This window comes from Opitutia bacterium KCR 482, assembly GCA_029269845.2.
Classification (GTDB): Bacteria; Verrucomicrobiota; Verrucomicrobiia; order Opitutales; family Intestinicryptomonadaceae; genus Merdousia.
Window position 1 is genome coordinate 1,727,464 of sequence record CP149973.1, and the last position, 25,287, is coordinate 1,752,750.

Consider the following 25,287-nt stretch of genomic DNA (forward strand, 5'->3'; position numbering starts at 1 on the left):
AGCAAAAATGGACAACATACAGACAAACACAAGACAGGGCATAGTCCGCCTCCCGAGCGCAGACCTTTCGGGCAAGAACGGGCTTCTGGCAAAACTGACTTCGACGGGGCTCGACCTTCCCGCCGCACTGACCGACGACCCCCCCTACGTCGTCGTCGACGGCGGCGCGACGGAATCGTCCGTGAAGCCGCTAAACAGGGGCGAGCAGGTGCGCGTGTTCGTCAAGGGCGCGTGCGCGATGGGCGACTTGCTCTGCGCCGCCGATCCCTCGACCGCCGCCGACAAGGGCAAGCTCCGCAAGCTTCCCACGACTGCGGGAACGTATGCGGTGCTTGCAATCGCCGAAGAAGCGGGCGTGGACGGACAGGCGGTTCTCGCGAGAGCCTACAACAAGTCCGTGACGGTGGCGTCTTCGTAATTTGAAAAGGAAAGGAAAATAAAATGGCAAGACTATCAGACATAGCCGCGAGCGCGACAATCCGCAACTACGCGCAGGGCGCGGCCCAAAACATGGTCCAGAAGACAATCGGCAACTTCCTCGCCCCCGGCGTGGACGTTCCGACGATGACGGGCAAATACAAAATCTACACGGAAAAGAGCCGCTACCGCATTCCCGACGTGCGCCGCGCGCTTGGCGGAAGAGCCGTCCAGATCGGCTGGGACGCAAACGACGGCACATTCAACTGCACGCCGCGCGCGCTCGACTGCCCCGTCGACATCTACGAGGCGATGAGCGAGGAAACTCTCGAAAACGCCTACAAGGAAGCCGCCGACCTCGTCGCGGAAGTCGCCGCGCTCTCGCACGAAAACGAGGTCATCGCAAAGGCGGTCGAATCGCTGACAAGCACCGACATCACCCTCGGCGACAGCACAAACCTCATCAGCGACTTCGACGACGCAATCCTCGACATTATGAAGGCGAGCGGCTTCGGCGGTTCGCTGTGCATCAGAATGCTCTGGGGCGCAACCGCGTGGAAAAAGGCAAAGAACCACAAGAGCGTCATCGACAGACTCAGCGACACGCAGCTTAAAGTGCCGTCGTTCGAGACGTTCAAGAACCTGCTCATCGGGGAGCCCGAAAGCCGCTGCACATACGCCGTCAAGGACACCGCGCCCGAAGGCAAGGCAAAGGCTCTCGACTTCATCTTGGGCAACAAGGTTCTTGTGTTCGTCGCCAACGACAGCCCGACTCGCCGCGATCCGTCTTTCATGAAGACGTTCCGCCTTGCGGGTGAATGGATGAAAAGCGGCACATATCAAAGCGACGATGGCCGTTCGGAAGTCGCAAAAATGGACTGGTCGCAGGACGTGCAGGTTGTAAACGGCGCGGCCGCAAAGCTCATCACCCTTAAATAATCCGACATCGGCGGGCGCGGGGTTTTCCCGCTCCGCGTCCGCCTTTCTTCAATTTTCAAAAACAGCAGTAAAAATTTCTATGAATCCGGTTTTTCCATATTCGGGCGGCAAGCGGCGGCTTTTAAAATATATTCTGCCCGTGATTCCCGAGCACTCGACCTACATTGAGCCGTTTGCGGGCGGGCTTGCCGTGTTTCTCGCCAACCCGTCGGCCACGTTCGGCAGCAAGGAATCGCTCATAGGCGAGGTGTCGTTCAAGATGTTCGGCGACGAACTGGGCGAAAACAAGCTCTCCATCGCGACGATAGCCTCGGCGTTCGAGTTCGAAGAGGACGCGGGCGCGTAGGATTTTCTTTTAACATTCAAACCGCCCATGCATCTACGAATAGGAAACACAACACTTGCCGACTCCGCCGACGGAACGACGCGCTGGGCGAGCTGCGCCACGCCGTCGCTGTCGTTTAACAACGATTCCGTCGGCGTTGTCGGCGGGCGGTTCTCGCGCAATTTCGGCCGCGCGTCGGGCATGTCGTTCGAGGTGTCGGTCAGCGTCGGCAGGCAGTTCAAGTCGTACGCGGAGGCGGAGACGTTTTCGCTGCGGCACATTGCAAAGCTTTCCGGCGGGCTGTCGGGCGTGCTCGACTACCGCAATATGCTCGGCGTGCGCTTCGGCTTCGAAAACGCCGTGCTCGAAAGCGTGCGGGTCGCAAACGAAATCGGCGTGCATACCGAGTTCGAATACGTTTTCCGCTGCGGACGCAAGGCGGAATTTCCGTACGCAATATCGGTCGGCGGAAGCGTGCTCTCGATTGGCGGGGCAATCCCGATTGTAAAGGAATAAAATGGAAATAGACAAAAAAGACATAAAGGAATTTGCGGAGTTCGAGGAAACCGTCCCGACCGCAACCCACAATTTGATAACCGACAAAGGCCGCTTCTCGGTGTCCGCGCTCTACAATGCGGTTGCGGACTATGTGCGCTCTCTCTTCGAAGATTCCGTCGCGACTGCCGCGGCGTCGGCGGAGAATGCGGCGGCATGCGCAACTTCGGCGGAAAACTCGAAGACTGCCGCCATTGACGCGCAGGCGGCGGCGGAGACTTCCGCGACCGTTGCGGCAAACGCGGAGTCGAACGCAGGCGCGGCGGCCGAGCTTGCCGAAACCTGCATGCAGGCGGCGGAATCGGCGAAAACTGCCGCTCAAAACTCGGCGACCGCAGCAAGCGCGTCGGCGACATCTGCGGGCGGCTACGCTTCGAACGCTGCGGAGTCTGCGGCGGCGGCCTCCGCTCAGGCGGAAAGCGCGGCGGCTTCGGCAACTTCGGCGCAGTCGGCAAAGACCGCGGCGGAATCGGCAAAGACAGCCGCCCAGCTTGCCGCTGCAAGCGCGGCTTCTTCGGACGCGGGGCGTCTTGCGCTCGCAAAATCCGACAGCGGCACGTTGTACTTTTCGGGCGGCTCGGCGACGGCGACTCCCAACCTCGCTTTCGACACGCTCTCCGTGCTCTTCAAAACCGACTTCGACTTTTCCGTCGCCCGAACCGCAAACGTGCTTTTCCCGTTCCTTGTGGGCGCGATGTCAACGGGCATATATCTGGCGGCGCAGTTCGGCGGCGACAACCGCTTGCGCGTAATGATGGGCGCAACGGCAATCGGCAGTTTTACGCGTTCCGACATCGCCGCTCTCGTCGGCGACGGATTCAATGCTCTTGCGTTCGTCTTCCAAAAGCTTTCCGACGGAAACGCGCAGGTTTCGCTTTTCGTCAACGGAGTTTCCGTACAAAACCGCGCAACCGCAACGGCGGCGTATCCCGCTCTTAACAACGCGCTCTCCGTCAACAAATGGGGTTCGTCGAGCACAAGCGCGGGCACGGTCGGCTACTCCGATTTCCGCGTTTTAAACTTCGACGTCTCCGCAACCGACGCCCCGTACTCGCTTTCCGACTATCAAAAGGGCAAGCGGCTTCCGCCGTTTTTAAGCGGCGGCGTCTACATTAAAAGCAATCCCGACGTGGTGGCGCAAGCGACGCCCTCGGCGGGCAACCTCGGACAGACAACGCAGGGCACGCTCGCAAAGTCCGACGACGGCTACACGCTCACTCTCACCGAGGCGGCGACTCGACGCTTTTGGTTTAGACTCGACAAAAAGTATCCCGCAGGAACGTGGTTTAGAGTCCGCAGAGGTGCGCTCACTTGGGACGGCATGGAGACCACTGGCAACCGCATTTCGCAGACGACTCTCAACGTGGGTACATCGACGGTTGCGCCGTACACTACGCCCGTAAACGACCTGCCGACGAGCGAAGCGGCGGACGTAGTTTTCCAAACGCCCGTCGAGGCCGACATGGTTGGCTTCCCGACTTGGAACGGCGCGGACGTGCCGACCGCCACGATTTCGATTCCGTACTTTGAGTTCGCGGTTATCGGCGCAACAACCGCCCTTGAAAACTACACATTCGACGGGAAAATCCGCGACGCTTCGGGCAACGAAAGCCACGCGACAATAAGCGGCTCTGTTGCGGGAGACATGGACAACTCGGTAAATCAAATATATTCGGCGTTCTCCGCAAAATACACTCAGGAGAACGCGTAATTCAAAAATTCACCTATGAAAATCAACCTACAAACAAACATCAATGGGGCTTCGCAGACGGTCGAAGCCGAAATCAGGGGCGTGAACGTGTACATCGAAACCGCGTTCGGGCGCAGTGTAATTCAACTGAGGGAGAAGTCGGAGCTTGCGGCGATAGAGCCGTACGCCGAGACGATTCAGGCGATGGCGGACGCTTATGCCGCCCTTAAAAATCCGCAGGCGGAAGACGCGGAAGCGGGCGACGAAAGCGAAGCGCAGGAAGCAGACGAAGCGGTGGGGGAGACGGAGCAGTAATTTAAAACGAAAAACGAAGAATGAATTTCAGCGTTTATCATAGACGCTGAAAGAACAACACATTTGACGATAGGAGCTGTAATATTTCAACTCCTAATTCCACAGCTCCTATCGTCGCGTAGGTTCTTTTGGCGTTATAAATGTACGCCAAAATTCATTCTTCGTTCAAAAAGGAATCACACCAATGAACACACCAGACCAAAACAATCCCACCACCAACCCCTCCGCCCAAGATATGGCGACGTTTTTGGGCTACGAAGACGTGCCGCTTTCGCGCCCGATTGGCGACAGGAAAACCGTCAAAGTAAAATGCCTGCCCGTGCGGGCGTTTGCCGAATACGCCGCGCTGTTCGCGCTCGAATCGGAGCTTGTGGAATTTGCCACAGACCTCACTCGCGAGGAAGTCGATATGCTGCTTCCCGACGATTCGGGCAGGATTTTCGAGAAAGTGCACGAGCTAAACTGCGTCCCTTTTACGGGTTGGTTGCAGAGGAAGGCGGCGGCAACCAAGCGTCAAGCCCAGATTCTTGGGGCGAGTCTTCCCGCGGCGGAAACGGAAAGCCCGACGACTGGCGAGTAGTCTGCGAGCTTGTCGCGTGGATATGCGCCAACAGCCCGCTCAAATGGGACGACGTTCTGGAGCTTTCGCCACTGCGGTTGCGGCACATATCGAAAGCGATAGCCCGCCGCCGCGCCCGCAACACCGCCGCGACGTTCGACGCCAACCTCGCTGCCAACGGAGACGAAAATGCCCTCAGTCGAATCAACAAAGACCTGAGGGCTGCGGAGGATTAGGAAGACGGCGGGCTATTTCTTGTAGTAGACCTTTATGACGGGCTTACCGAGGCTGTCGTTCCATCCGGGAAGACGGAGCAACAATTTCAGAATGACATACCACACTCCAAGTATTCCCACGAAGAGTATTCCTTTTATAAGTATGTCAACTATGCTTTCCATTTCTTTGAAGATTATCGGCCTTAAAATTTAGAAAATCAACAAAAATCGCACAAATATGGCAGATCCTTATGACATACTCATAAAAGTCAAAGCCCAACTTGACGAAATCCATAAATTTTTGGGCGAACTGCGGGCGGTCGGGGAGGAAATCTCGAAAATCAACGGGCTCAACTTTTCGGCTGTGTCGAAGTCGGCGATGGAGCTTTCGGAAATCACAAAAGCCCTTGCCGAAGCCGCCGTTTCAAGCAAAGAAACTTTCGACAAGCTTAAAGACGCGACCGACAAGGTCGGCGAAAGCTCGAAAAAGTTTAGAGACGAGAACCGAAAGACAAAGGAGGGAATCGATAAGTTTTCCACTTCGTTGCAGGGCTTTTATATGGAGCTCGGCGCGTTAAGCGCACGCTTTGCAACCCAGCTTCCCTCGGCCATAACAAAGTCGATTCAGGCTTTCGGGCAACAGGAAATGGCGGTGTCGCGCTTGGCGGCTTCGATACGCTCCCACGGTGGAAACGTGTCGGAGGTGTTGCCCATAATGCAAAACTTCGCCTCCGAAATGCAGCGCATCACAACCTACGGCGACGAGCAGGTGATTGCGATGCAGGCAATGGCGGCTTCAATGGGCATTTCGGCGGAACAAATGCAGGGGGTTATACGCTCGGCAATAGGACTTTCCGCCGCCCTGAAAATGGACGTTATGACGGCGGTCAAAGCCGCATCGGCGGCAATGCAGGGCAAGACAACCGCGTTGCAGGAATATATCCCCGCGCTTTCCAAGTGCAAGACGGAGGAGGAAAAGCTTGCAATGGTACAAAAACTTTCGTCTTCGGGCTTCGCTCAGGCGAAAGCCGAAGCCGAAACAAGCGTCGGCAAGCTCAAACAACTCGCCAACGCTTGGGGCGACCTCGCCGAAACCGTCGGCGGACAGTTTGCCCCCGCTGCGGCGGACGTGGCTGACCTCCTGAAAGGAATGTGCGGTGTGCTTGCCGACAACAAGGGCTTTGCAACGCTCCTTACCGAGGCTCTCGCGGGGCTTGCAATCGCCCTTACGTTTTCGAGAATCGGCGGACTTGCGAGCGTGTCGCGAATGTTCAGGCTTGTTTCGCTCTCGATAAACGGCACAACGCTTGCCACAAAAACGCTCTCGTCGGCGTTGAAAGCAACGCCGTGGGGGGCGGTCGCGGGGCTTGCGACGGCGGCGGTGATGGGGCTTGCCTCCGCGTACTCGTACTTTGCCGAAAAGTCGCGGGAAGCCTACAAAAAAAGCATCGAGGCTTCGGCACAATACCGCGCCGCAATCGACGAAGAAGTGGCGTATCTCAAACAATGGGGCATTACGCTCGACGGCAACAAGAGACGCGCGGCGGAGGTTGCCGCCGAAATCGCCAAGCTCGCCAAAGAGCGCAACGAATACGAGCGGGCAAACCTCCGCAACGCAAATACCGGCTCGATGGGCGGCATATCGGGGTATGTCGATCCCAACGCCAGATCGCAACTCAACAACTACGACGAAAAAATAAAATCGCTCAAAGGGCTTCTTGCCGCGCTTGCGCCCGCCGAGAATTTGGCGGCGACTGCGGCGAAACAGCACGCGGCGGCCGTCGAACGGTCGAACGCGATTCTCGCCGAAAGCGAGGCAAAACTGCGGGCGGCGACCGACGGCACGGAAGCCCTGCGGCAAATTCGCCAAAAGTACGCCGACACCGAGCGCGAAATTGCCGACATCGAAGCGGCGTTCAACGGCGGAACGGTGAAAGACTCCGAACGCGTGGCAAAGGCAAACCGCCTTGCGCAGGCGCGGCGGGAGATTTTGGAGCTCGGCAAAGCCGAAGCCGAACAGGTTTTGAAAAACGGCGAAAACGAAAGAACCGCCGATATGTTGCAACTGCTTTCGCGGAAACTGTCGCTTGAAATACAAATTGCCGACGCGAAGAATCGCGGCGATTCGGAGGAAGAAAAGCGTCTGCAAAGCCTGTCGGAATCGGTCGCGCAGGATTTGCGCCGCGCCGAGTTGGCGAAGCAGCATATCAATTCGCTGAAAGACACGGTAAAGACCGAGGGCGATTATGCCGACCTTAAAAAACGCGCCTACGCTTCGGCGGAAGCGGCGTTGAAAGTCGAGAGGGAAAAAGCCGACGCGGAGAAGTGGCTTGCGTCCGAGACTGCGGCTTCGAAGACGCGCCAGCAGGGCTTGGAGATGGACATTCTCCGCGCCAGAGCTTCGGGCAACGAAACGCTCGCGAAAGAGCTCGAAGGCTCGCAGCGGGTCGCGCAGCTCGCCTCCGAAATCTTCGAAAACGCCCGCCGCGAGGGCATGAGCCGCGACGAGCTTGTAAACCTGCAAAATTCCGCCAACGCGCAGGCCCGCGAACGCTACAACCTCGAAAAGTCCATCACCGACGAAGCCGAGCGGCAGAACGCCGCGAAGGACGCGCAGACGAAAATAGAGGACATCATTCTGGCGAACAAAATCGAGCAGCTCAAAGCGCAGGGGCGGATGAAGGAGGCGCAGGCACTTGCGGAGGAACGCGACATCAAACGAAGTCTCGCGGGCTTGCAGGGCGTGTCCGACGAAGACAAAAAGAAACTCGCCGCCACAATGCGACAAACGAACGTCTACCGTACCGCCCGACAGGGAGGCTCGGCGGGCGCGGGCGGCGCGGGCTACGAAAGCGGCGGAAGCTTCGGCGGAGGAACGGGCGGAAGTTCGGGAAACAACCGCAAACGCCCCGCGACGGTCTCCGCCAAATATGCGGATTTGTACGACCAGTGGAAGGCCGCGGGCGGTTCGAAGTCGGGGCAAAGCTGGACGGCGTTTCGCGACGCCAACAAGGACACCCTCAACGCCCACGCCCAAGGCAAACAAACCGCAGGCGAGCGGAAGATGTCGGGATACGCGCAGGGGGCGGTCGGCAATATAAGGTCCGCCGCAACTTCGATGACATCGCGAGCTCCGCAAGGCGTTGCCGCAACCGCAAAGGCGGCGCAGGGCAATTCGGCAACGCGCTCGAACAAAACGCAGGAGCAGCAAAAGCCGCAGCTCGCAGCAAACCCCGCCCTCAACGAAAAGCTCGACGCAATGGGCGCAAGCACGGGCGGCGGCTCGGACGACAACAAGGCGCAGTCGCTCGGCGAAATCGCCTCCGCCGTCAAAACGATGTCCGAAACCCTCGAAACCCTCAAAACAACGGTCTCCGCGCTCGCGGAGCGAAAGGCTAAATAATATGCTCGACCCGCAAAACGACTTCAACTCTCCCTGCTACGACGACACTTTCCGCCGTAACTACTTCTTCAAGGAGTATCGGGATTTCGGGGAGTATTTCCTCGAGCTCGACTACTGGATTATGCGCGAGGCGTTCGTGTCGCGAATCGGCAGCCCCCTGAACCTCGACCAAACCCACTACGACACCGGCGGGCGCGGCGCGAAAATCTTCCGCGACCTTTCCGATTCCGAACGCGCAACGCTCGTTTCGCGCGGGTATTTTCTGGGCGACGAAACGGTCGAATGCGGAACGTCGGTGTTCGGCGACATCTACCACGTCACCGAGCTTTACGTCTACGTCCCCAAAAGCGGCGCGGACAGCAAGGTTTTCAGCTCGTACACCTCGGAGGTCGTCAACTTCCCCTCGCTCGTGGATTTCGACTGCGATTTGGCGCTTTCGGGCGGCTACGGCGATTTTTCGTACAATACTTCGACAAAGGAGGTCGGATTTAAGTCCGACAGGCTCGCGGTCGGCGACACGTTCTACATGGAAAGGGAGGAGCGGCTGATAAACGGCGTTTGGCATAAAGGCTGCCGCTCCGACGCAATGACCGTGCTGCGGCGGTCGGGCGAGCTTGTCTACGCAAAGGCGTCGGACTTCACCCGCCCGAAAGGCGAGGTGCTGACGGCAAAAGAGGTGCTCTACGACAACCGAAATGTCGCGGGCGGAAAAATCAGGGTGAGCACGCCGCTCGAAACGCTCGACTACCGCTCCTTCGAATTCCTCTGCGGGCTCGACGAAGTGGGCTTCACCACCGAAAAACTCTCCGTCGGCGACGATTTCTTTCTGGACAGGCCGTACAAAAGACTCGCCACCGACTATTACGCATGTCGAAGCTCGATGATGACGGTTTCGCGGCGCGAGGGCGATTTGGTCTATGCAAAAGCCACATCGTTCGCGAATTCGTACACGGGCGATACATACTCCGCAAAGGCAATTCTGTTCGACAACCGAAACGTCGACGGCGGAATAATTTTCGTGAGAGCGCCGACAAAGCGGTGGGGCGAGAGGTCGTTGCAGGTGTCGGTGAGGAGGGAAACGGCGTTTTTTGGGGCAAAGCCCGAAATCCGCGGAAAGTTCGCGCCGACCGACCAACTGACGGGAATCGAAACGGGACAAATAGACTCGGGGACGACGCCGAGCTATAAAGACTACCGACAACTGATGGCGTCGGGAGGGGAAATCCGCTCCGCGCCGTCGACAGTCGAGGAGGTTTATAAAGGCCTCTGGCGACGCGACGATTTCTACACAGTTGCAAGATGACCGGAGCAGCCGCCCGACGCTCTGTATATAGAGACGGGAAATTTCGCCGAACTTAGAAAAACACGACGGCATTTTCAAAGAAATGACCGCAAACTTAGAAAACGCCCGCAAAAAACCCGAACGCCTCCGTAACCCCGACCTTGCAACTGCCCTGCAAAGACAATGCACCCCCCGCGCAAACCACCTGCAACGGGGGCTTTCCGCAAGACGGGAAAATCAACCAATTTCCTCAAACGCTCGATTTTTTTCCTCAAACCGTCCGCGCGGATACACTTTCGGCGTTTAGTAGGTGATTGTTTTTTGTTCGGTGATTTTCACTTTGCGCTCGTCCGAAAGTCTTGTGGCGTACATCTCTTCGGCGATTTTCCGCGCGGCTTCGACCGCTTCGTACACGGGGGTATCGGCTATGTCCACAAAGCCCACGCTGTAATTTTCGCCGTCGCCCACTCTGCCCGTCGTCGGCTGGTCGTAGTACTGGAACCAGTGCGCCCCCACGATTATCGGGTTTTCGACCGCGCTCAGAACGTAGGTGTTGTATTTTTCTATGCGCTCCGGCATTGTGGCGCATGCGCGGAGTCCGCCGCCGAATACGCCCCTGTCCTGATTTCCGAAGTGGAATTCGCCCACGATTACGGGTTTGTCTTTTGCGTTCTTTGGCAGTTTGAATGCGGAGACGTCGTCGCGGTAGAGGTTGTAGCTCATGACATCGCAGAACTTCGACGCCGACTTCTCCACAAGCTCGTTCGTCCACGCGAGGCGGCAGCCGAGGTAGAGAGTGTCGGGCGCGACGCGCTTGACCGCCTTGCGGCATGTGCGGAAATATTTTTCGTAGAATTTTCTTTCGATTCTAAGCATGTCATTTTTGCCCGATTTCGTTTTCGGAACGAAGTCGGTTTTTGCGAGGAAGTCGTCCCAGCCTGCGTATTTGGAATTCCACGCGGCGTTGAGTTTTTCGATTTCGCCGTATTTCTTTTCGAGCATTTTTTTGAACTCGATTTTCGCGGGCTGGTCCGCCTTGCACGAGAGAATCGCCGCGGGCAGCACGAGCGTTTCGGTCTGCCACGGAAGCTCGTTGTCCACAAACACGCCCACGCAGTACGGCGAGTTCATCAGCCGCGCCGATTTCGCCACGGCCTCGAGCGTGAGCCTTTCGAAATTTTCGTCGAAGTAGTCGGGCACGGGCTGCCAGTACGCGTTGAGCTTTTTCTGCGATTCGAGTTTCTTGGGAGCTTTTGCGCTTGTGAACAGCGCGAACGGAATTTCCGAGTTTTCCAGAAGTTCGGGTCTTGTCCACGCGCCGTAAGTGTTGACGCCCCACGAGCGCATGCGTCGGGGCGCAACGGCGTTGTAGTTCTTGGCGTCGTCGCCGTATTTTTTGTCGATGTTGCGCAGGTAGAAATTGTAGGTCTGGAATTTGCCTTCAAGCAGGCGCGACCAGTACGCCGTCTTTTCGTATTTTTTGTCGGAGACGTCGGCGAAATATTCCCCGCGGTTTGTGATAATCGTGGGGGCGGTCGCGCCCACGCAGTCGATGCCGTGCGACCAGAACAGGTTGCCGTCGGGGGTGATGAGCCACCACTTGCCGCCGATTTTCTGCGCGCGGAAGTGCCCCGTCGCCGCGTATTTTCTGTCGGGGTCGAGCAGCCCGAAATACTTGTCGCGGTCGGGGATTGTCCCGAGTTTTTTCTCGAAGCTTTGCTCTTCGGAGAGGCGCGTTTTCAGGTCGGCGTCGGTCAGGATTTTATTCTTCCAGTTTCTGTGCATGTACTGCCCGTATTTGTCGATAAACGGGCAGAATTTTTCGCGCGGAATGGAGAGCGCGGGGTCGGCGTCGTTGAAGCCCTTGCCCGACATCGGCGGTCTCCTGAAATATTTGAACGCGCCGTCCTCGAAAAGCCACGCGTATTTGGGCATGGGCAGTTTTTCTATTTTGATGTCGTCTATTTTCAGCACGCCGCCGCCTGCGGAGGTGATTTCGATTTTCCTTTCTCCGTCCGCCTGCGCGAGGAATGTCGCAGTTAGCGTGTCGGAGTCTTTCGAGGTTTTGAAGAGCAGCGTGTTTTTCTGCGCTCCCAAAACTGCGTCGCGCGTATTCGACGTCTTGCCGTAGCACATGTAGACAAAGAATGTGGGTGTTTCCCCGCCGCCGATTTCGGGGGTGGAGTATTTGAAGGTCAGCTTGTAGGCGTAGCCCTTTTCGAACTTGGGGATTAAAATCGAAAGCGCAAGCGGGTACTGGCGTTTCGATTTCCGCGTGTCAACCACAAGCGACTTCCCGCCCGAAAGCGCGTTTTCTTCGGAAACTACCGCGGTTTCCTCTGTTATGACGCAGTTTGCGCCGCTGTTTTTGTCGAAATTTTCGAAGTTTTCAAAAAGCACCGTGTTTTCCGAAACGGATTCCCCCGCGACCGTCGCGCACGCCGCAAGGATAATCGGCGCGATTGCGGCTGCAAATAGATTTGGAATTTTCATGCATAAACAGCCTAAAACGTCGCTCGGCGGCGGCAATCAAAAAAAAGTCCAAAATGCTTGACAGGGGGCTTCGATGTGTTAAATCATCTTCTCATACGTTTGAGGCGTGAATTCGCTTGCGCCTTTTCGACAAACCAATTCATTATACTATCATGGACAGGAGAGATTTTATCAAAAAAATGGCGGGTGCGGGAATGGCCTTGGGCTTCCCCACAATCATACCCGCTTCGGCGTTGGGCAAGGACGGCGCGGTTGCGCCGAGCGAACGAATCACGTTTGCTTCGATAGGCTTGGGCACGCAGGGCTGCGGAAACACGGGCGTCTTCGTGAGCGACAAGCGTTTGCAGCTTGTGGGGCTTTGCGACGTAAACGCAACCGAAGGCCGCCAGTACTACGGCTACGGCAACAACGACCAGCGCGGCTTGCAGGTTGCCCGCAAAAACTTCGGCATGGACATTCCATGCTACAACGACTTCCGCGAAGTCGTCGCCCGCAAGGATATTGACTTTATCATGTCGGCTACCCCCGACCATTGGCACGCGATAATCGCCCTTGCGTGCGTCGCGGCGGGCAAGGACGTCTACGGCGAAAAGCCCCTCACCCGAACAATCCGCGAGGGCAAGATTTTGCGCGATGCCGTGGAGGCTTCGGGCATAATCTGGCAGACGGGCTCGTGGCAGCGTTCCATTCCCACGTTCGTGCGCGCGGCGGAAATCGTCAGGAACGGCTACTTGGGCAGAATAAGCAAAATCGTAATCGGCCTTCCGTCGAATTTCAGGAGCGAAATCCTCAAACCCGTTCCCGTCCCGAAAGGCTTCGACTGGGAAATGTGGCAGGGCCCCGCGCCGCGCTCGTCGTACTACAACCCGTGCAAGACGTTCACCCGCTGGCGCGGCATAATGAATTACAGCGCGGGCAAAATTGCCGACTGGGGCGCGCACCACCTCGACATCGCGCATTGGGCGATGGGCGTGGACGAATCGGGCCCGATTGAAATCCGTCCCAATTTCGTTGAATGGCCCAAAGACGGCTTCTCCGACCAGCCCACAAAGTTCTCGATAACTTTCCGCTACAAGAACGGTGTGGAGGTCGAAATGTCCGACATGAACCGCAACGGCGTGGAATTCTTCGGCGAAAAGGGAACGCTTTTCGTCTCCCGCGCGACGATTGTCTCGAACCCGCTTTCGATTGCCGAAACGCGCATTCTGCCCACCGAGGACAGGCTCTTCCCCGTCCGCGCGGGCAACCACTTCACGGCGTTTGTGGACAGCATTCTCGACAGGCGCAGGGCGGCGACCGACATCAACATTGCGCACCGCACAAACACGGGCTGCCTGCTGGGCGAAATCGCGTACAGGCTCAACCGCACAATCAAATGGAACCCCGACACGGAGGAGATTGTCGGCGACGACGAAGCCGCCCGCATGTGCGACCGCGCCTACTGCGCCCCGTGGGAACTCAAAGCGTAAAAGGAGAATTTCGACATGAAAAAATTTGCATTTGTTTTCGCCGCGCCGCTGTTCGCGTGCGCGTCGCTGTTCGCCGACGCCTATGCCGACATGCAGTCGTACAAGGCGGGCGACAGCCTCTCGTGGTTCTACGAAATCCGCACGGAATCCCTGAAAAAGGGTTCAGCGAAATCGGTCGAGGCGAAAATCCTCGAAACCATTTCGGCAAAGGAAATCGACAACGCGGCGTTCGAAAGGGCGTGCGAAATCTTGAAGCCCATCGCCACGAAAAACTCCGTCCCGGTGCTCGCGAAGTTTTTGAACGACGATTTCCGCGCCCCGTGGGTGTGCTCGGTGTTCATCACGCTCGACTCTTCTTCGGTTGATTCCGCCCTCGCGGACTCTCTCGAAAAGGCCGACGAAAAATGCGCAATGACGGTTCTCTCGACGCTCGCCGCCCGCGGCTCGTCGAAGGGTCTCGACGCGCTCGAAAAATACGCGCAGTCGGACAACAAGAACCTCGCGCTGTTCGCGGTTTCGGCGATGGTAAAATACGAGGACGCCGTGAAGACGCTTTCGCGCATCGCAGATAAAAACGACTTCCGCCGCGACGCCGCCCTCGACGCGCTTTCGCTCATAGCATACCGCGCGGCGAAATCGGGCGACAAGTCGCTCGCGACCGACGCGCTCGAAAGCGTCCCCGCCGACTACCCGATGTCAATCGGAGCGCGCGCTGAACTCGCAAAGAACCGCGTAAAGTATCTCGACTCAATCATAATTGCAGACGGCAAAAACGTCGCTCGCGCTGGCAGACTCATCTACAACGCGCGCAAATTCGCCGATTCCGAAGAAATAATCGCGGCGTTCCCCAAGCTTTCCAAAGAGGCAAAGCTTGCGGCGATGTCCACGTTCATGCTTTCGGGCGACACCCGCTTCTACCCGACAATCGCGCCGCTGCTCGATTCGAACGACCGCGACCTGCTCGACGAAGCCGTCTATGCCGCGCGCTTCATCTGCACCGACGAGGCGAACCTCCGCAAAATCTACGCGCTTGCACAGTCGAAGAACAAGATTCTGGCGTCGCACGCCCGCAACGTGTTGGAGGAAAATCCGAGTTTTGCGGCTGTCAGGGTTTTGAAGGACGCAGAATCGAAGGGCGACCTCTTCGCGCTCGAAATGCTCGTTATCAGGGGCGACTTGGACGCGGCTAAGAAGCTCGAAACAAAATTCTTCGACGGCGGCTACAAAGACGCCAAGATTTCGCAGATGTACGAAAACCTCATCACATACGGCGAACTTCCCAAGTTTGCGTCGCGCCTCAACGGGGCGGACGACGGCTTGCGCAAGGCAATCTGCAAAATTATCATCAAGAAACTCGCAAGAAACAAGGACAAGGACTTCGTCGCCGAAACGGTCTACGAAGTGCTTTCGGGCAAAGTCCCCGCCGAGGACGAAAAATTCATAGCCTCCAAGCTCAGGGTAAAACCCCGCAAATTCAGGGAGGTTTGGCAGAAGGAATTCCGCGCCCGCGGCGTCGAGGACAAACTCATGAAAGTCGCCGAGGAGCGCGAGCCGAAAATCGACGCAAGCTTCGTTTCGCTCTTCGACGGCAAAACGCTCAACGGCTGGAAAACGACGACGGGCACGGCGTTCTACGGCGTCAAGGACGGCTGCATTTACGGCAAAGTCGTAGACCAGAAGAAAAAGGAAAATTCCTTCCTCATCACCGAGCGCGCCGACTACAAAAACTTCATCTTCACCTACGAATTCAAGTGGGAGGAACTCGGCAATTCGGGCGTGATTTTCAAGGGATACTTCGAAAAGCGCAAACGCCCCGACGGCAGCGAATACGACAGAGTCGTAGGCCCGCAGGCGGAAATGGACGAAAATCCGCGCCGCCGCTGGACGGGCGGCGTCTATAACGAAGGCGTGGCTTGGAAGTACTCGCTCTCGCGCGAGGATCAGGAACAGGCCCGCAACGCCCTCGACCTGCTCGGCTGGAATAGAATGACGATTAAATGCGACGGCGACAGAATGCAGACTTGGGTCAACGGCGTGCCGACCGCAGACTTCGAGTGGGAGGGCGTAAAGCCCGGCTTCATCGGCTTGCAAGTCCACTTCGGCAAGACGGGCGCGATACTCTGGCGCAACGTGAAAATAAAAGAGCTTTAATTTTGCGAAATTTCAAACGGCGGTTTCGGGCAATCCCCGAAGCCGCTTTTTTTGCGCCCCAACTTGACTGTAAAGTAAACAAAGGGGGCGTTTTTTATCGACAAATTCGGCGCGCCTTTTTTAACTTGCGGGTCATGAGAATGAAAATATATGCACTGGGAATTTCCGCGCTGCTCGCTTTTGCGGCGCAGGCGCGGGCGGAGACGTATTCGGTTAAATCGCCCGACGGAAGAATAGAGGCGTCGGTGGACGACGGCGCGGGGCTGTCGTTTTCGCTCAAAGCCGACGGAAAGGTTCTGCTTGAAAAATGCGCAATCGGCATGGATACCGACAGGGGCTTTCTCGGTCGGGACGCCGTGGCGCAATCGCAAAAACTTTCCTCGCACAAGGGGACGCTTGAGCCCGTGTTCGGCACGCGCAAAACCGTCGCCGACGAGTACAACCAGCTGGAGCTCGGCTTCAAAAATTTCAAGCTGCTCGTGAGGGTCTACGACGAAGCCGCCGCCTACCGCTTCGCGACCGACTTCGACGGAGAGCTTGTCGTGAACGGCGAACTTCTCGAACTTTCGTCGGTAGCCGATTCCGACAACACAATTGCGCACGTCGTGCAGGCTGACAAAACATCGTTCGAAAGACGCTTTCTGCGCCAGCCCGCCGCCGCGCTCAAAAAACAGCACAGCGCGTCGCTGCCGTTCTTCTTCGAAAAGTCGGGCATGAAAGTTGCGGTTGTGGAGTCGGCGTGGTTTGACTACCCCGGAATGAGAATTTCGTATCCAGCCGACGCAAAGTCGCCCAAGGCGTATTTCACAAAGTGCCCTAAAAAGCTCGGCTTCGCCTACAAGGGAAAGGTCGGCGGCGCGGAGTACGACGGCATGTACGTCGTCAAGGAAACGGAGGACTTCATCGCGAAAACTTCGGGGGCGCGCGCGTTCCCGTGGCGCGGCTTCGTCGTCGGCAGAACCGACGCCGATTTTGCCGACAACGACACCGTCTACAAACTCGCCGAGCCGTCGCGCGTCGCCGACACGTCGTGGATTAAAATCGGCACTTCCGTTTGGGACTGGTGGGTAGACTGGAACATAGAAAACGTCGATTTCGAACTCGGCGTAAACGAGCAGACCTACCGCCACTACATCGACTTCGCCGCCGCAAACGGAATCCCGTTCCTGACGATAGACGCGGGCTGGCACGTCGGGCGCGGCTCCGAATCCAAGCCCGTCTACAACGATACCGCGCACTTCGTCAACGGCAAGCCCTATCTCGACGTTCCCGCGGTCGTAAAATACGCGAACTCGAAGGGCGTTAAAGTCGTCATCTGGATTTACAGCAAGGTTGCCTTCGACGAACCCGAAAAGGCTCTCGACCTCTACAAAAGCTGGGGCGTCTACGGGCTGAAAATCGACTTCAACGACCGCGACGACCAGTGGCTTATCCGCCATTTCGAAAATATCACGCGCCTCGCCGCCGAGCGCAAAATGGTCATCGACTGGCACGGCTGCCCCGCGCCGTCGGGCTTCCAGCGCACATACCCGAACGCCGTGAACTTCGAGGCGGTCTACGGCGGCGAAGTCAACAAGTGGTCGCCCGCCATTACGCCATCGCACAACATCGACCTCGTGTTCACCCGCATGCTGTTAGGTTCGATGGACTACACTTCGGGCGGAATGCGCAACCGCGCCAAGGGCGACTGGTATCTTTCGCGCGGAATGCCCGCGGTCAACGGCACGCGCGCGCACATGGCGGCGCACTCGGTGCTGTTCTTCGAGCCGCTTAAAATGATAAGCGACATGCCCAGCGAGTACGAAAAAGAGCCGGAAATCCTCCGCTTCCTCGCGGGCGTTCCGACCTCTTGGGACGAAACGAAAGTTCTCGGCGGCAAGATGGGCGAATACGTCGTCGTCGCCCGACGCAAGGGCGACGTTTGGTACGTCGGCGGCATGGCGGATTGGAACGGCAAAAAGTTCGAGCTTGACCTGTCGAAAATCATCGGCGCGGGCAAATACAAGGCGGAGCTGATACGCGACGCCCGCAACAGCGGACGCATCGCAACAGACTACAAATACGAAACGAAAACCGTAAAACATTCCGACAAGCTCGCAATCGAAATGAAGAGCGGCGGCGGCTTCGCCCTCAAACTCATTCCCATTAAATAGCGCAGAATTGCAAAAAATCCGAACGCCGAAGCCGAAACGCTTCGGCGTTTTTTTGCGCGCTTTAAAAATATTTGACCTCACGAAACCGATTTGCTAAACAGACCGTTAATTATGAAAGAAAAAATCATTTCGCTTCTAATCGCATGTTCGTCGCTTTTTGCGCCGCAACTCTTTGCGGAAACTTTCACGGTAAAATCGCCCGACGGCAAATTGCAGGCGGTCGTAAACGACGGCTCGCAACTCACGCTTTCGGTGTCCGCCGACGGCAAAACAGTTCTCGCGCCGTTTGCAATCGGCATGAAGACCGACAGGGCCGACTTCGGTAAAAACGTCAAGGCAAAAGGCTCGGCATCGTCGTCCTACAAGGGCGAAATCGCGGCGACCTACGGAATCCGCAGCAAAATCGAAGACAACTACAACCAGACGGAAATCGATTTCGACAAATACAAGCTCGTAGTCCGCGCCTACAACGAGGCAATCGCATACCGCTTCGCGTCGGACTTCGACGGCGAAATCACCGTTTTCTCCGAAACGCTCGACCTTCCCCTTTCTGTTGACGACAAAATCATAGGGCACGCGGTCAACGGCGTTCAGGACTCCTTCGAACGCTTCTTCCTCCGCGAATCCGTCGCCGACATGAAAAAACACCACTCGTACAGCCTGCCGTTCCTCGCGCAGAAAAACGGCTACACCGTCGCTGTGGTGGACTCCGACGTGTTCGACTACCCCGCGCTCCGCTTCGCCGCGTCGTCCGACTCCAAGCCCGAGGCGTGGTTCTCGAAAGCCCCCAAGACTTTCAAGCAAAGAAACAAGTTCACCCGCACCGTAGACCAGTCTTTCGACTACATTGCAAAGACCAAGGGCAAGCGCAGCTTCCCGTGGCGCGGCTTCATCGTGGCGCGCAAAGACATCGACCTTGCCGACAACGACACCGTCTACAAGCTCGCCGAACCGTCGCGCCTTGCCGACACTTCGTGGATTAAGCCCGGCACCTGCGCGTGGGAATGGTGGAGCGACTGCCAGCTTGAAGGCGCGGGCTTTGTCGGCGGCGTCAACGAACAGATATACCGCTATTACGCCGACTTCGCCGCCGAAAACAACATTCCCTACATTCTCCTCGACGCCGGCTGGCTCACGGGCGTCGACGTCAGCGAAATGAAGGACGGCATCGACGAAGCCCTCATCAGCGGCAAGACCGCAATCGACGTTCCCGGAATCATAAAGTATGCGCACTCGAAAGGCGTAAAAGTTCTCCTTTGGTGTCTCGGGCAGTCGATGGACAAGTACGGCGAAAAGGCGTTTCCTCTCATGGCCTCGTGGGGCGCGGACGGCGTTAAAATCGACTTCATCGACCGAGACGACCAGCAGGCGCAGGGCTTTTACGAACGCATGGCGCGTCTCGCCGCCGAAAACAAAATGGTTGTCGACTTCCACGGCTGCGCAAAGCCCGCGGGCATTCAGCGCACCTATCCGAACGTCGTGAATTTCGAGGCAGTCCGCGGCTGCGAGTTCAACAAATTCTCAGAGGGGCTCGAACCCTCGCACAACATCGACCTCGTGTTCACCCGCATGCTGCAAGGCCCGATGGACTACACCCCCGGAGCGCTCGACAACGTTTCGAAAAAGAATTTCAGAAAGTCGTTCTCGTTCCCGCAGATGAAGGGCACGCGCTCGCAGATGGCGGCGATGTACGTCCTCTTCTACGCGCCCGTGCAGATGCTCTGCGACTCGGCGAGCGAGTACAAAAAATACCCCGACATTCTCCACTTCATCGCAAACGCCCCCACCACTTGGGACGACACAAAAGCCCTCGAAGGCAAAATCGGCGAGTACGTTGTAGTCGCCCGCCGCAAGGGCGATTCGTGGTACATCGGCGGCATGTCCGACTGGAAGGGCAGGACGGTCGAAATCGACCTCTCGCAAATCCTCGAATCCGACACCGACTACAAGGCGGAAATTATCCGCGACTCCGTCAATTCCGACAGACTCCCGCGCGACTACAAGCGCGAAGTCAAGGAGGTCAATTCCGAATCTCGCATGAAGATTGAAATGAAGAGCGGCGGCGGTTTCGCAATCAAGCTCACCCCCAAGCGCATTCCCATAATCGACGACATCATCAAGTTCTTTACGGACGATTCGGAAGACTAATTTTTCCGCATAATGCGATCGGCGGCGAATCCGTCGAACGCTTTTTTTGCGCCGAAAGCGGAGACGACGCGCAAAAAGGCAATTTATGCTTGAAAGTTTATTCCGATGTCGTTAACTTAGGGGAAATTTAAAAGACTTTTCTTAAACACAACTATGAAAAAAAATACAGCAAAGAAGAGTGCGGCTCCCAAAAAGCCCGTAAAAAAGGCGGCGGCTTCCAATGCGGCTCCCAAGGCGGCGGCTAAAAAAGCTCCCGTAAAAAAAGCTCCCGCGGCGAAGAAAGCGCCCGCGGTGAAGAAAGCACCCGCGGCAAAAAAAGCCCCCGAAAAGAAATGCGCGTGCGCCTCTAAAAAGGCGGCGGGCAAAAAAGCGTGCGACTGCAAGGGCAAGGAAGCTCCGTGCTTCGGCTCGCTCATCTCGGAAGTGTTCTCGCAGTTGCAGGATACCGACAACCTTTCGACCCTCATGAAAGACTATTTCTTCACGGAACTGCTCAAACGCGGTATCGAAGAAAACACGGCAAACACCCTCGCCAACAAGCTCGACGTCCAAATCGAAAGCTTCGAAGCGAACATCGACTTCGCCGAAGACTAATTCCCTTTCGCGAAAATCTTTCACAGCCCGCGCGCGCGTTCACGCCGCGGGTTTTTTGCGTCCGCATTTCCCGCATGCCGCCGCTTTTTGCGTAGCTTCTTCCCGCGTGATTGCGGCGGTTTTTTGCGTTTTTTCGCCCGCCGAAATATTGTTGCGATTTTCAAAAGTATGCTTTCTAATCGTCTCCGTATTATGAAAGTACCACTCTTAGATTTGAAAACACAGTACGTTCCCCTCCGCGAGGAGACCCGCAAGCTTCTCGACGACATTCTCGACAGCCAGTATTTCATCGGCGGCCCCTATGTATCGAAGTTGGAGGAGCGGATTGCCGAATATTCGGGCGTTGCGCATGCAATCGGCGTGTCGAGCGGCACGGACGCTTTGATTGCCTCGCTCATGGCGTGCGGCGTCTACCGCTCGCCCCTCGACGAATCCCCCGCCGCTGAGGTAATCCTGCCCGCGTACACGTTTTTCGCCACTGCGGGCAGCGTGTGGCGTTGCGGGGCGCGTCCCGTATTCGTGGACATCGACCCCGACACATACAATATCGACGCCGACCAAATCGAGGAAAAAATCACCCCGCGCACAAAGGCTATCATGCCCGTCCACCTCTACGGCCAGTGCGCCGACATGAAGAAAATTTGCGAAATCGCCCGCAGGCACAACCTCGCCGTGATTGAAGACGGAGCGCAGGCAATCGGCGCGGAGCAGAACGGCGTGAAAGTCGGCAACTTCGGCGACTGCGCAGGCCTCAGCTTCTTTCCCTCGAAGAATCTCGGCGGGCTTGGCGACGGCGGCATGGTCATTACCAACAACGACGCCCTCGCCGTCAAAATCCGCGAAATCCGCAACCACGGCATGGAGCCGAAGTACTACCACAAGCACGTCGGCGGCAATTTCAGGCTCGACGCCATTCAGGCTGCGGGCTTGCTCGTAAAGCTTCCGCACTTGGATTCGTGGGGCGAAATGCGCGCGCGCAACGCCGCGTTCTATAACGAGGCTTTCGCCGACCGTCCCGAAATCAAGACGCCCGTAATCAGACCCGAAAACAAGTCGATTTACAACCAGTACATAATTTCCGTGCCGAACCGCGACGCCCTGCTTGCGCACCTGCGCTCCATGGACATCGGCTGCGAAGTGTACTACCCCGTTCCCCTGCACATGCAGGAATGCTTTGCGGCTCTCGGCTACAAAAAGGGCGACTTCCCGAACGCGGAATACGCGGCGGAGCACACCCTCGCCCTCCCGATATACCCAGAGCTGACGACCGACCAGCTCTCCTACATCGCACGGGGCGTGAAAATGCCCCTCTAACAGCGTTTCGCGAGTGTCTCAGACTGCTCGCGTACGCAAAGTACGCCACGCACCCTGAGCCACTCGCAAAGCCACTCTTATAGGGGCATTTTGACGCCCCTAAAAAGTGAGCGCATGGCGCAAAGATTTTTAGAATGCGCTGGGAGAAAAGTTGAGTAGGGCGTTTCGCAACGGCGCGTTATAGCACCGTTGATGCGGCGTTTCCCCGCATGCGCAGACCGCTCGCGTACAAAAGTACGCCACGCGCCCTGTGCGTACAGGAAAGCCACCCTTATGAAAGCACTTTGACATGCCTAAAATTACAGCGCACGGCACGAAGATTTTTAGAATGCGCTGGGATAAAAGTGGAGTTGTGGGGTTGGCGAGCTGGCTAATGTTTGTGCTTAGCCCGCCATGCGCAGAGGCGTGAAAGCACCGGTTTAAGGGGCGTTCATGCCTTTAATTTTAAAAGGCAAACACACTAAGTTTTTTCGTTCTTCCGATGGTCTCAGTTTTAATTGCGTTTGGTGAAGCGCGGGCAGGGCGGTATTTCTTTATTTTTCCCGCTTTTTCATAAAGCTGTTTGACTTTGCTTTGCGAAAAGCTACTATGTTTATTACAAAATAAGACAATATCATGATTAAAGCTCTTTCAACGATTTTCGAGATTGCGTCGTTCGTAGTGCCGTTTTTTGTGGCACTCGTTCTTTTGGCGCGGTCGGGCGATTCGTACAGGGAATCCTACGAGATTTCCAAGCTCCGTTTTTTGGGGTTCACGCGTTCGCAGTACATTGCGTTTTTCCGCGTGCTCGGAATTCTCTTTCTGTTGCTCGGCGCGTTTGCCGTTTACAGAAACTATTTCTACGAGCCGAATCCAGAGCTTCAAGAATCCGCCGACTTTTGGAAGGACATCAACAACAGGGAAAATCTGCCCATTAAAAGCGCGATGCTTTTGGGGGCGGCAATCGCCATTCCCGCCCGTATGGGTTCTTCGCGTTTCCCCGGAAAGCCCCTTGCGCTTTTGGGCGGCAAGGCGGTAATCGAGCGCGTCTACGAAAGCTGCATGAAGTGCGAACGCGCCGAAAAGGTCGTGATTTTAACCGACAGTGTCGAGATTGTCGAATTTGCCGACAAAATCGGCGCGAAGTCCGTCATGACTTCCCCGAAGTGCGCCTCCGGCACTGAGCGCATTGTAGAGGCGTTCGAGGAAATCAACGCCGATTTCGTCGTGAACGTGCAGGGCGACGAGCCTTTCATTTCTCCCGCGCTTGTCGATTCCATTATAGAAGCCCACGCGAACACCAATGTCGATTTGGTCACGGCGGCGTCGAAAATTTCGGACGCGCAGACTTTGATTAACCCGAATGTCGTCAAGGTGCTTCGCGGCAACGACGGCTCGGCGGTGTATTTCAGCCGCGCTCCGCTGCCCTACGTCAGGGGAGAGTCGAATCCCGCCGAATGGCTCGCGCGCTGCGACTATTGGCGGCACATCGGCATATACGGCTACTCGGCAAAGGCTATTGCCCGCTACGCGTCGCTTCCCGTAAGCAAAATGGAGAAGTGCGAAATGCTCGAACAGCTGCGTTTCATTGCGGCGGGCTTCAAGTTCGAAGTTGTCGAAACGCAGTACGAATCAATCGGCATAGACACTCCCGCCGACTTGGTCGCGGCCGAGGAATTTTTGAAGGGAAGAATCTGAAAATGCAAGACTCCGAAATAATATCTTTGGCGCGCGCCGCCCTCGAATGCGAGGCGAAGTCGATACTCGGCGCGATTGACAAGCTCGACGGCAATTTTGCGCGGGCGGTAAACACGATTCTTGCGCACAAGGGCAAGCTTCTTGTGTGCGGGGTGGGCAAGTCGGGGCTTGTCGGCGCGAAAATCGCGGCGACGCTTTCAAGCACGGGCACGCCCGCAGTTTTCATGCACGCCTGCGATTCCGTCCACGGCGACCTCGGCGTTTACGAACCGGGCGACCCCACGATTCTCATTTCCAACAGCGGCTCTACCGTCGAATGCCTGCGGCTTATCCCGATTTTAAAGAGCTTCAACTCGAAGATAATCGCCATGGTCGGCAACGTCGATTCCCCCATGGGGCGCGACTGCGACATAGTTTTGGACGTGTCGTCGCACGGAGAGGCTGACCCCCTCGGCATCGTTCCGACAAACTCGACGACCCTCGCGATGGCGATGGGCGACGCCCTCGCGTGCGCCCTGATGAAGGCACGCGGATTCTCCAAGGAGGATTTCGCGCGCTTCCACCCCGCGGGACAGCTCGGCAGAAACCTGCTTCTGAAAGTCGGCGACGTCATGCACAAAACGGCGGACTGCGCGGTTTCGAAAGAGTCGGACTCAATCAGAAGCGCGGTGATTGAAATGACGCGCAAGCCGCTGGGCGCGGCGTGCGTCGTGGGCGCGGACGGCAAAATGTCGGGCTTGGTGACCGACGGCGACCTCCGAAGAATGCTCCAAACGGCGGTCGATTTGGATTCCGTGAAAGTTGGCGACATCATGACGAAGTCGCCCGTGAGCGTCTCGCCCGACGCGTCGCTCGGCAAGGCGGTCGAGCTTATGGAGGCGCGGAAGTCGAAGATTTCCGTGCTGCCCGTCGTAGACGAGTCCCGAAACTTTTTGGGGCTTGTAAGACTCCACGACATCTACCAACCGAGTTCCAGATAAAAAATGGGTCTTGTAGATACCGCGGTAATGTTTTGCAAGTACGTCGCCTCGCCGCGGCGCACGGGCACGGTCTGCCCAAGCTCGAAAAGCCTTGCGCGAAGAATGGTCGCCACTGTCGGCAAGCCGCCGTCTGAGTGTTCGGCTGTGGTCGAGCTTGGCGCGGGCACGGGCGCAATCACAAAATATCTTGTGGAGGCGGGCTACGCCGACCGCTCCAAACTCTTCTGCATAGAGTTCGACGAAAAGCTTTGCGAAATCTTGAAACAGAAATTTCCCTCCGCGAACATTCTAAACGGCAGCGCGGAAAATATCCGCAAACTCGTCGGGAGCGCGGAAATTTCGGCGATAGTGTCGGGGCTTCCGCTTGTGAGCCTGCCGCGCGAAGTTGTGCGCAACATAGTTTCGGAGGTCGAGAATTCCCTGCCGTCGGGCGGGAGATTCTCGCAGTTTACGTACAGCCTGCTCCGTCCGCCCGAAGTTTTGGGGTTTTCGCGAATGCGCCACTTGGGGGCTTCGCTCGTATTGGCGAACATTCCGCCCGCGCGCGTCGATACATTCGAAAAAATGTGAGCGGTTCGCGCTTAGAATGTTGACACGGGCGTTTTGCC

At 56.9% G+C, this 25,287-nt stretch carries 20 protein-coding genes; 18 read left to right on the forward strand and 2 right to left on the reverse strand.

Annotated elements, in window-relative coordinates; translation table 11 throughout:
• Positions 1-7 precede the first annotated feature (7 nt).
• The 7 genes from P3B99_007355 (at position 8) to P3B99_007385 (ending at position 4,821) form a co-directional block, all read left to right on the forward strand.
• A complete protein-coding gene (locus P3B99_007355; GenBank protein ID WYJ07016.1) occupies positions 8-418 on the forward strand; it encodes a hypothetical protein in 411 nt (136 codons plus the stop codon).
• A gap of 23 nt (positions 419-441) precedes the next feature.
• Positions 442-1,356, forward strand: coding sequence for a hypothetical protein (locus P3B99_007360; GenBank protein ID WYJ07017.1), 915 nt, complete (start codon positions 442-444; stop codon positions 1,354-1,356).
• 79 nt (positions 1,357-1,435) lie between these two features.
• Positions 1,436-1,702 carry a DNA adenine methylase gene (locus P3B99_007365; protein ID WYJ07018.1) on the forward strand — a complete coding sequence of 89 codons (267 nt, stop codon included), beginning with the start codon at positions 1,436-1,438 and terminating at the stop codon, positions 1,700-1,702.
• Between the two features lie 27 nt (positions 1,703-1,729).
• Positions 1,730-2,197 carry a hypothetical protein gene (locus P3B99_007370; GenBank protein ID WYJ07019.1) on the forward strand — a complete coding sequence of 156 codons (468 nt, stop codon included), beginning with the start codon at positions 1,730-1,732 and terminating at the stop codon, positions 2,195-2,197.
• A 1-nt stretch (position 2,198) separates the two neighbouring features.
• Positions 2,199-3,947, forward strand: a complete 1,749-nt coding sequence (locus P3B99_007375) for a hypothetical protein (GenBank protein WYJ07020.1) — start codon at positions 2,199-2,201, stop codon at positions 3,945-3,947.
• Positions 3,948-3,962: 15 nt separating this feature from the next.
• Positions 3,963-4,241: a hypothetical protein gene (locus tag P3B99_007380; GenBank protein ID WYJ07021.1), complete on the forward strand. Its 279-nt coding sequence runs from the start codon at positions 3,963-3,965 to the stop codon at positions 4,239-4,241.
• A gap of 184 nt (positions 4,242-4,425) precedes the next feature.
• Positions 4,426-4,821 carry a hypothetical protein gene (locus tag P3B99_007385; protein WYJ07022.1) on the forward strand — a complete coding sequence of 132 codons (396 nt, stop codon included), beginning with the start codon at positions 4,426-4,428 and terminating at the stop codon, positions 4,819-4,821.
• Positions 4,822-5,048: 227 nt separating this feature from the next.
• Here P3B99_007385 and P3B99_007390 read toward each other — a convergent pair whose 3' ends face one another.
• Positions 5,049-5,198 (reverse strand): hypothetical protein, encoded by a 150-nt coding sequence (locus tag P3B99_007390; protein ID WYJ07023.1) that lies wholly within the window; start codon positions 5,196-5,198, stop codon positions 5,049-5,051.
• Positions 5,199-5,253: 55 nt separating this feature from the next.
• Here P3B99_007390 and P3B99_007395 point away from each other — a divergent pair, with 55 nt between their 5' ends.
• On the forward strand, positions 5,254-8,418 hold the full coding sequence (locus tag P3B99_007395; protein ID WYJ07024.1) for a hypothetical protein: 3,165 nt from the start codon (positions 5,254-5,256) through the stop codon (positions 8,416-8,418).
• A 1-nt stretch (position 8,419) separates the two neighbouring features.
• A complete protein-coding gene (locus P3B99_007400; GenBank protein WYJ07025.1) occupies positions 8,420-9,721 on the forward strand; it encodes a hypothetical protein in 1,302 nt (433 codons plus the stop codon).
• Positions 9,722-10,003: 282 nt separating this feature from the next.
• Here the strand turns inward: P3B99_007400 and P3B99_007405 are convergent, their stop codons facing one another.
• Positions 10,004-12,193 carry a beta-galactosidase gene (locus tag P3B99_007405; GenBank protein ID WYJ07026.1) on the reverse strand — a complete coding sequence of 730 codons (2,190 nt, stop codon included), beginning with the start codon at positions 12,191-12,193 and terminating at the stop codon, positions 10,004-10,006.
• Between the two features lie 152 nt (positions 12,194-12,345).
• On the opposite strand from P3B99_007405, the gene P3B99_007410 reads away from it, so the two are divergent.
• The 9 genes from P3B99_007410 to P3B99_007450 all read left to right on the forward strand — a co-directional run bounded on the left by P3B99_007410 (position 12,346) and on the right by P3B99_007450 (position 25,249).
• Positions 12,346-13,662: a Gfo/Idh/MocA family oxidoreductase gene (locus tag P3B99_007410; protein ID WYJ07027.1), complete on the forward strand. Its 1,317-nt coding sequence runs from the start codon at positions 12,346-12,348 to the stop codon at positions 13,660-13,662.
• A gap of 15 nt (positions 13,663-13,677) precedes the next feature.
• On the forward strand, positions 13,678-15,813 hold the full coding sequence (locus tag P3B99_007415; protein ID WYJ07028.1) for a family 16 glycoside hydrolase: 2,136 nt from the start codon (positions 13,678-13,680) through the stop codon (positions 15,811-15,813).
• Between the two features lie 140 nt (positions 15,814-15,953).
• On the forward strand, positions 15,954-17,966 hold the full coding sequence (locus P3B99_007420) for a glycoside hydrolase family 97 protein (GenBank protein ID WYJ07029.1): 2,013 nt from the start codon (positions 15,954-15,956) through the stop codon (positions 17,964-17,966).
• A 111-nt stretch (positions 17,967-18,077) separates the two neighbouring features.
• Positions 18,078-20,114: a glycoside hydrolase family 97 catalytic domain-containing protein gene (locus tag P3B99_007425; GenBank protein WYJ07030.1), complete on the forward strand. Its 2,037-nt coding sequence runs from the start codon at positions 18,078-18,080 to the stop codon at positions 20,112-20,114.
• Positions 20,115-20,267: 153 nt separating this feature from the next.
• Positions 20,268-20,708 carry a hypothetical protein gene (locus tag P3B99_007430; GenBank protein ID WYJ07031.1) on the forward strand — a complete coding sequence of 147 codons (441 nt, stop codon included), beginning with the start codon at positions 20,268-20,270 and terminating at the stop codon, positions 20,706-20,708.
• A gap of 192 nt (positions 20,709-20,900) precedes the next feature.
• Entirely contained in the window at positions 20,901-22,022 is a 1,122-nt protein-coding gene (locus P3B99_007435) for a DegT/DnrJ/EryC1/StrS family aminotransferase (GenBank protein ID WYJ07032.1), read from the forward strand.
• Positions 22,023-22,637: 615 nt separating this feature from the next.
• A complete protein-coding gene (gene kdsB / locus P3B99_007440; GenBank protein ID WYJ07033.1) occupies positions 22,638-23,699 on the forward strand; it encodes a 3-deoxy-manno-octulosonate cytidylyltransferase in 1,062 nt (353 codons plus the stop codon).
• Positions 23,700-23,701: 2 nt separating this feature from the next.
• Positions 23,702-24,679, forward strand: a complete 978-nt coding sequence (locus P3B99_007445) for a KpsF/GutQ family sugar-phosphate isomerase (GenBank protein WYJ07034.1) — start codon at positions 23,702-23,704, stop codon at positions 24,677-24,679.
• A gap of 3 nt (positions 24,680-24,682) precedes the next feature.
• The gene (locus P3B99_007450; protein WYJ07035.1) at positions 24,683-25,249 is read left to right on the forward strand and encodes a methyltransferase domain-containing protein; all 567 of its coding nucleotides are present in this window, start codon (positions 24,683-24,685) and stop codon (positions 25,247-25,249) included.
• Positions 25,250-25,287: the final 38 nt, after the last annotated feature.